Below are 7921 nucleotides of genomic sequence, written 5' to 3'. Positions count from 1 at the left end.
CTGCTGTTTACTTAAGCAGCTTTTATAGTATATCATCTGAAATTATCTTTGTCAACATTTTTTATCAATTTTTTTATGTTGGCAAAATTTCATAATTAAATTCTTTTATAATTAACTACAACTACCCTATTATACATTATGTACTTCAATACCTATTTATATTCATAAACCTTTTAACTTTCAAAATATGTATAAATTCTTGTCCTAAAACATATCCTTACACTCTGTCACTTCATTATATGTTTCACAATTCTTTAATGCAATATACTCAAAAACAATGCTTATATATTAAATTCCAAACCTACATCTATAGTTCCTTTATAATTCTTAATACCTCTATTATATTGCATATAAATTAATTTATCTAATTCTTGGCTTAATCTTAACACCTCACCTTTACATAATATATCATTTGTAGCAACTAGTGCATTCAACCTTTCTCTAAGCTGCTCTATTTGTTTCATAAAACTCTCACTCCATTATTAATTTTTCACAACCTTTTTTATTGTATTACTTTATTTCATATATTGCAATAATTAATATAATACATTTATTTACTTAAAAACATAAATTATACTATAAAATATAATACTTAGACAAATAATGTATTAATATACATTAAGCACTGTTTATTGTAAATGTATACTATTAATGATACTATAATATCAAGTGATTCTTAGGTTCAGGTGCGTAGCAGTACTTATCCCCCACTTTGATAGAAAAGCAGAGAACCAAAATTTTTAATTTTGCGTGAATCGCTTTCACAGAGTGCGCTGGGGGTGTTAGCAATGGTAGCGTTCGGATAAACTTTAGATTATTTATTTTGAAATACTTTAATAAAAATACCACTAACAATATATTAAAGGAGTGATATAATGAATTTTGATAAAATACTTAAACTTATTCCTAAAACAGACCTTCACTGCCACCTAGATGGTAGTTTAAGACCAGAAACTATTTTAGAGATTATGTATAAAGAAAATATACCTCTCCCCAACAGAGAACTGTACAATTTTCAGAAAGAAGTTAAGGTTCTTGGTAAATGTACTTCTTTAAAAGAATATTTAAATAAGTTCAATTTACCCATACAAGTGATGCAGAAGAAAGAATATATATATAGAGTAACCGTGGAATTATTAGAAGATGCTCTAAAACAAAACATAAAATATATAGAAATACGTTTTGCTCCTCTTAATCATTTAAAAGGAGGCCTAACTTCAGAACAGGTCATAGATACTGTACTTTCTGCTATGGATTACGGAAGAAACACTTTGCATATCATGTCTAATCTAATTTTATGTATACTAAGACAAGATCCTGTAAAAAATGGAATAGAAATTGTAAATACAGCAAAAAAATATACTAACAAGGGTGTAGTTGCTGTAGATCTTGCCGGAAATGAATCGGATTTTCCTCCTGAGATTCACAAAGAAGCTTTTAAACTGGCCAAGGAATATGGAATTCACCGTACAGTACATGCCGGCGAGACCGGTACAGCAGAAAATATAATGAAATCTTTAAATACTTTAAGTGCCGAAAGAATAGGACATGGAACATATGCATACAAAGATGAAAAAATATTAAACTATCTAAAAGAAAATAGAATTCCTCTAGAAGTATGCATAACCAGTAATGTAAATACTTCTGCAGTAAATTCCTATAAAGAACATCCTATAAAAAAATATTTAGATGAGGGACTTATTGTAACAGTAAATACAGATAATACAACTGTATCAAATACCAATATAATTCAAGAGTTTCAATATCTTATAGAGTATCAAAATTTCGATTTTAATGACATATGCAAGGTTGTAAAAAACGGAATAGAATCGTCTTTTGCTTCGAAAGATGATACAAGCAAGCTGTATTCTGAGTATTCTTCCTTTATGAACAGCATGAAAGACACCTACAAATAACCTATCAATACAATTTAACGGATTTTTTTACTTTTATGTTCTGCCAGCTCAAAAATCTCCTAGCCAGAATATATTTTTTCTGGAAGGAGATTTATTATATAACTAAGCTAATATATGCTCTAAGATTTTTCTCTCTTTTTTATGGCTTCCTCCAGAGTACGCCATGCAAGCACTGCACATTTTACTCTGGCAGGCATCATTGATATATTTTTAAGTGCAATAGCATCCTCTAATCTTTCTAACTCATCATCATCTGTGATTTCTTTTTTTATCATTCCTATAAAGAGCTTTACATAATATATAGCTTCATCAATAGTTTTACCTTTTACCAAATCTATCATCATAGATGTAGAAGCTTGGGATATAGCACATCCACTGCCTTCATAGGCTAAATCACTTATTATATCCCCATTGAATTTTAACAAAAGAGTTATGTCATCTCCACAACTTGGATTGTGACCTCTTTCTTTTAAATCTGCATCTTTCATCTCTCTTTTATTTGTAGTATCCTGATTATGTTCTTTTATTATTTCTGAATATATAAGACTAAGATCGTCCATATCCCAACCACTTCCTTACATGCTTAGCACCCTCTATAAATTTGTCTATTTCTTCATAAGTGTTATAAAAATAAAAACTGGCTCTGGCAGAGGATTGTATTCCCAAATGCTTCATAAGTGGCTGTGCACAATGATGCCCTGCCCTTACTGCTACACCATAACTGTCTAGTATTGTTGCTACATCATGGGGGTGCACATCTTTTATATTAAAAGAAATAATTCCTCCTCTATTTTCTGTATTCTCTGGTCCATATACTGTAATATAATCTATTTCACTAATTTTTTTAAGGGCATATTCTGTAAGCTCCTTTTCGTATGCTTCAATTTTATCAAGACCTATTGAACTGAGATAATCTATAGCAGCATTAATAGATACCGCTCCTTCTACATTCTGAGTTCCTGCCTCAAATTTATACGGAAGTTCTGCAAAAGTAGCTTCCTGTTCTGTAACATATTCTATCATATCTCCTCCTCTCAGGAAAGGAGGCATTTTTAATAAAAGTTCTTCTTTTCCATAAAGTATTCCTACTCCCATAGAAGACAGCATTTTATGTCCTGAAAACACAAAAAAATCAGCGTCAATATCACATACATTTACTTCCATATGAGGAGCACTCTGTGCTCCATCCACTACAACTATAGCTCCTTTTTCATGGGCATATGCGATAATTTCCTTAACCGGATACTTTGTTCCAAGTACATTAGACATTTGTGCAATTGAAACAATTTTTGTTTTATCCGTAATTTTACTTTTATATTCTTCCTCATTTAATCTTCCGCCTTCATCAGTATACATGTACTTAAGTACCGCACCTTTGGCTTTTGATATCATTTGCCATGGAAGTATATTACTATGATGCTCTGATATAGGAATTACTATTTCATCTCCTTCATTTATAAAGTTTATACCATAGCTATAGGCTATTAGATTGAGAGATTCTGTAGCATTTCTTGTAAATATTATTTCAGAACACTTTTCTGCTCCTATAAATCCCTTTACTTTTTCACGAGCCTTTTCATAAGCCTCTGTAGATGTAACACCTAAATAATGGGCACCTCTATGAGGATTGCCATTAAAATTTTCATTATAATGTTGAACGGCTTTTATAACAGGTATTGGCTTTTGAGTTGTGGCACCATTATCTAAATATACTAAATCCCTGTTATTTACCTTTATAGACAATATGGGAAAGTCCTCTCTTATTTTCTTCACATCTATATTTGTCACTTTTGTATCCAAACTATTCATTCATAATCCTCCTATTAAGTTCTTCAGATAAAAATTTTTTCAAATCATCTGCAGGAATTTTATCAAAAATAGGATTAAATCTAGCTTCTATTATAAGTTTCTGAGCTTCGCTGTAATTAAACCCTCTGCTCATCAAATAAAAAAGTTCATCCTCATCTATTCTACCCACACTAGCTGCATGTGATCCATCTACATTCTCTTCTTCACAAAGAAGCATGGGAACAGAATCTGTTTTCACCGTAGGATCTAAAAGAAGTACCTGTTCAACTTGAGAACCTTTAGATTCAGATGAGCCTCTCTTAAAATCTATATCTCCTTTGAATACTTTTCTGGCTCTATCCTTTAATACTCCTTCTACAAACATATTGCTAATGCTCTTTTTACCAAAGTGATTGTTAGTATAATAAATATCCTGTTTTCTGTCTCCATCTACTAAATAAGCTGAATAAATATTAGAAGTACTATAATGTCCCATTAAGCTAGAATTATAGTTTGTAACACTTATATCACTTCCAATTTCTACAGTTATCCAATTTATCTTTGCACTTCCTTCCACTGAAGCCATATTCCAATCAAAGTGAGTTGACTTGTCATTCATTCTTTGAATCTTTATAACATTTACTTCAGCTCCATCTTTTGCAATTATTTTGGTCAATCCATTATGAAAAGCATTTATTTCTTTGTCATTAGTATAATAATCTGCTATAAAAGTAATTTTGCTGTTGGCTTCTGCTATGATTATGTTATGATCCATAACAATTGGATTATCTCTGTCTAAATTAAAATTAAGTCTTACGTATGAATCTATAAGTTTATTTTGAGGGATTTTTATAAATATTCCTGAATTAAATCCGTTTTCTGCTAGTTTTACAAAATCCTCAGATACAGAGGTTACTTCCTTAAAATTCAAATAGCTGTAGAGACATCTACTTTTCCCTGCCTGCTTGGTAGGCATTATAATACTCTTTTTAAAATCTTCAGGTTGAAAATTTATATAGTCTACTTTATATGGCTCTATTTCTGGAAGACTATAATTTTTAATAGAAAAATCATTCAGTCCAAGATATCTCCATATAGGAACACAGATTTGGTTCAGTTTAAAATCCCTTTTGTTTTCAAATATGGACATCACATCTTTATCTGCACTGAAATTTTCTTTATCATACATACTATACCTCCTATCCTATAGTTCCCTTTAATTCTAGTTTGATTAAATTATTCATCTCTACCGCATACTCAAGCGGAAGTTCTTTTGCTATAGGTTCAACAAAACCTGTAACTATCATACCTTTTGCTTCTTCTTCTGTAAGTCCCCTGCTCATAAGATAAAAAACAGCCTCCTCACTTATTCTCCCTATTTTAGCCTCATGACCTATATCTACATTATTATTACATACATCTATAACAGGTATTGTATCTGATCTAGATTTACCGTCCAACATAAGTGATTCGCAAGATATACTTGATTTTGAATGTACTGCATTTTTAGTAGAACTTAAAAGTCCTCTATAAATAGCAACTCCCCCATCTTTAGATATAGATTTTGAATTTACAGTAGATGTGGTATTTGGTGCTGCATGAACTACTTTTGAACCTGTATCTAAATGCTGACCAGCGCCTGCAAAAGTTATACCTGTAAAATCACATTTTGCTCCTTCTCCTTTTAATATGCTCATTGGATACAGCATTGATACTTTAGATCCAAAAGAACCTGTTACCCATTCTATATGGCCATTTTTATCTACCGTTGCCCTCTTTGTATTTAAATTATACATATTCCTGGACCAATTTTCTATAGTGCTGTATTTCAATGAAGCTCCTTCCCCTATATATAATTCAACACATCCTGCATGCAAATTATTTACATAATATTTGGGTGCAGAGCACCCTTCTATATAATGAATCTTTGCCCCTTTTTCAAGTATTATAAGGGTATGCTCAAACTGTCCTGCCCCAGGTGCATTTAGTCTGAAATAAGATTGAATGGGAATATCAACTTCCACTCCCTCTGGAACATATACAAATGATCCACCGGACCAAACTGCTCCATGAAGTGCGGCAAATTTATGATCCGTTGGAGGTACAAGTTTCATAAAATGAGGTCTTACCAGCTCCTCATAATCTCTTATAGCTGTTTCCATATCCATATATAATACACCCTGTTTTTTCAGTTCTTCACTTACATTATGATAAACAACTTCCGAATCATATTGAGCTCCTACTCCTGCCAATGATTCATGCTCTGCCTTAGGTATACCAAGTAAATCAAAAGTATTCTTTATATCTTCGGGAACATCTTTCCAATCATGTTTCATATTAGTATTGGGCCTAACATAAGTGACTATATTATTCATATTTAAATCCGTTAAATCCGGTCCCCAGGCAGGCATTGACATACTATTATATACTTCTAAAGATTTAAGTCTATGCTGTTTCATCCAAACTGGATCATTTTTTTCATAGGATATTTCTTCTATTATTTCTTTTGTAAGTCCCCTATCAGTTCTATAACTGGATTTATCTTTATTTTTTATGTCATAAATACTTCTAGCTATATCTTCTATATAAGTTTTATTTCTCTTCAATAGAAACACCTCTCTTATTAAGCAGTGAATTATACTAACCCTTTAAATTTATCATATCCATTTTTCTCTATTTCTTCAGCTAAGGATACATCCCCAGTCTTAACTATTTTTCCATCTATAAGCACATGGACATAATCTGGCTTTAAATATTCTAATATACTATTATGGTGGGTAATTATAAGTATGGAATTACCTTCTGTTCTAAGCGTACTTACTCCTTCCGATACTATCCGAACAGCATCTACATCAAGTCCTGAATCTGTCTCATCCAGCATAGTCAGTTTAGGTTCAAGCACTGCCATCTGAAGTATTTCATTTTTTTTCTTTTCTCCACCAGAAAATCCTACATTTAAATACCTACGGGTATAACTTTCATCTATGTTTAAAAGTTTTAATTTTTCCTTTAAAACCTTTCTAAATGCCAATATACCAATTTTTTTCCTTGAAACTGAAATTTTTGCACTTCTTAGGAAATTCTCAACAGTTATACCTTGTATTTCTTCAGGATATTGGAAAGACATAAAAATTCCGCATCTAGCTCTCTCATTTACTTTTAAATCATTAATGGATTTTCCTTCAAATATTATATCACCTTCTGATATACTATATTTAGGGTGGCCCATAATAGTATTTACAAGGGTAGATTTTCCTGCACCATTTGGTCCCATTATAGCATGAATTTCACCTTTTTTAATCTCTAAATTCACTCCTTTTAGTATTTCTTTTTCTTCAACTTTTGTTCTCAGATTATTTATTTTTAACAACTTATTTGACATCATATCTCTCCTCTATATCCGAGCATTTAACTCATATTTAAATACAAAAAAAATCAGCTACAAAATTAACTGAGCAATTAAACGAAATAATATCCGACTTAAATACTCAACATTGTCTCTGATTATATTTTACTCTTTATTTAAAGGATAATCAATAATAACTCTCTATTTAAGTCTTATTTTTTCCTTAGTTTCCACCTGAATTACTATTCCATCTTGAATTACCAAAGTTATAGATCCGTAGCTTATATTTTTTAACGATTCAAGTATTTTTTTCACATATTCTTCTGAGATCTGATTTTTTCGTACAGTTTTTGCCTCCATATTTATATTCTACCCCCTTTTACAATACTTTATTAATGTAAAATAAAAACCCTCTTCAATGTAAGAAGAGGGTTGTATATCATCACCAAAGATATAAAAGAACCAACCTTAAAGGTTTTTCCTTTACCTCATCTTCCAGAACTACGTTCTGATGGACTTAGCACCTTACATAAAATTTGAATGTGGTTGCTGAAACTTCATCGGGCCATTCCCTAAGTTTCTCTTGATAAGGATTAACTTATTAAATTTTAAATTATTACTCTTATTAAATTTTATTATATATATTAAACTGTACAATGTCAATAAAATTTACAATTATTTTTAAATAAACCATAAAGTTTAGTCTTCAGCATACCTGCTGGAGTAAACATAAAAATTATGAATTGCATTGATACATAGAATATGCAAAAATATAAATTTTTTTCAAGTTCCATCACCCCTCGTATAATAAGTTTATGGTCAGTTAAATAACTGCTATAGACTTATTTATTTTTTATATTTTGTATAGATT

General features: G+C 30.9%; 8 protein-coding genes and 1 riboswitch. Of the genes, 1 reads left to right on the top strand and 7 read right to left on the bottom strand.

Translation table 11 applies throughout. The features are described from left to right. Positions 1-281: 281 nt before the first annotated feature. The gene (locus ACJDU8_RS24670; protein WP_406794840.1) at positions 282-464 is read right to left on the bottom strand and encodes an aspartyl-phosphate phosphatase Spo0E family protein; all 183 of its coding nucleotides are present in this window, start codon (positions 462-464) and stop codon (positions 282-284) included. 411 nt (positions 465-875) lie between these two features. Between ACJDU8_RS24670 and add the strand changes: the two genes are divergently transcribed. Continuing rightward, a complete protein-coding gene (add, locus tag ACJDU8_RS24665; protein WP_406794839.1) occupies positions 876-1916 on the top strand; it encodes an adenosine deaminase in 1041 nt (346 codons plus the stop codon). A gap of 119 nt (positions 1917-2035) precedes the next feature. On the opposite strand, the gene sufU is transcribed toward add, so the two are convergent. From sufU to ACJDU8_RS24635, 6 genes are all read right to left on the bottom strand, one after another. Beyond that, the gene (gene sufU, locus ACJDU8_RS24660; RefSeq protein WP_406794838.1) at positions 2036-2476 is read right to left on the bottom strand and encodes a Fe-S cluster assembly sulfur transfer protein SufU; all 441 of its coding nucleotides are present in this window, start codon (positions 2474-2476) and stop codon (positions 2036-2038) included. Next, positions 2463-3725: a cysteine desulfurase gene (locus tag ACJDU8_RS24655; RefSeq protein ID WP_406794837.1), complete on the bottom strand. Its 1263-nt coding sequence runs from the start codon at positions 3723-3725 to the stop codon at positions 2463-2465. Before ACJDU8_RS24655 ends, sufU begins: the two co-directional genes overlap by 14 nt. Continuing rightward, positions 3718-4893: a Fe-S cluster assembly protein SufD gene (sufD, locus tag ACJDU8_RS24650; RefSeq protein ID WP_406794836.1), complete on the bottom strand. Its 1176-nt coding sequence runs from the start codon at positions 4891-4893 to the stop codon at positions 3718-3720. The genes ACJDU8_RS24655 and sufD overlap by 8 nt, the downstream gene beginning before the upstream one ends. A 10-nt stretch (positions 4894-4903) precedes the next feature. Then, positions 4904-6310 carry a Fe-S cluster assembly protein SufB gene (gene sufB, locus ACJDU8_RS24645; protein WP_406794835.1) on the bottom strand — a complete coding sequence of 469 codons (1407 nt, stop codon included), beginning with the start codon at positions 6308-6310 and terminating at the stop codon, positions 4904-4906. Between the two features lie 29 nt (positions 6311-6339). Continuing rightward, positions 6340-7086 (bottom strand): Fe-S cluster assembly ATPase SufC, encoded by a 747-nt coding sequence (gene sufC, locus ACJDU8_RS24640; RefSeq protein WP_406794834.1) that lies wholly within the window; start codon positions 7084-7086, stop codon positions 6340-6342. 165 nt (positions 7087-7251) lie between these two features. Then, positions 7252-7410, bottom strand: a complete 159-nt coding sequence (locus ACJDU8_RS24635; protein ID WP_406794833.1) for a YezD family protein — start codon at positions 7408-7410, stop codon at positions 7252-7254. Between the two features lie 125 nt (positions 7411-7535). Next, positions 7536-7643: riboswitch (SAM riboswitch) on the bottom strand. Between the last annotated feature and the right edge of the window lie 278 nt (positions 7644-7921).

Source organism: Candidatus Clostridium eludens (assembly GCF_045310515.1).
Lineage (GTDB): Bacteria > Bacillota > Clostridia > Clostridiales > Clostridiaceae > Clostridium_B > Clostridium_B eludens.
The sequence above is the reverse complement of the archived record's forward strand: the minus strand, read 5'-3'. Positions and strand labels throughout refer to the sequence as shown.

Excerpts from the sequence above, each read along its gene's own strand:
- sufC (WP_406794834.1), bottom strand. The coding sequence starts at position 7,086 with ATGTCAAATAAGTTGTTAAAAATAAATAATCTGAGAACAAAAGTTGAA.
- sufD (WP_406794836.1), bottom strand. The coding sequence starts at position 4,893 with ATGTATGATAAAGAAAATTTCAGTGCAGATAAAGATGTGATGTCCATA.
- sufU (WP_406794838.1), bottom strand. The coding sequence starts at position 2,476 with ATGGACGATCTTAGTCTTATATATTCAGAAATAATAAAAGAACATAAT.
- ACJDU8_RS24635 (WP_406794833.1), bottom strand. The coding sequence starts at position 7,410 with ATGGAGGCAAAAACTGTACGAAAAAATCAGATCTCAGAAGAATATGTG.
- ACJDU8_RS24655 (WP_406794837.1), bottom strand. The coding sequence starts at position 3,725 with ATGAATAGTTTGGATACAAAAGTGACAAATATAGATGTGAAGAAAATA.
- ACJDU8_RS24670 (WP_406794840.1), bottom strand. The coding sequence starts at position 464 with ATGAAACAAATAGAGCAGCTTAGAGAAAGGTTGAATGCACTAGTTGCT.
- add (WP_406794839.1), top strand. The coding sequence starts at position 876 with ATGAATTTTGATAAAATACTTAAACTTATTCCTAAAACAGACCTTCAC.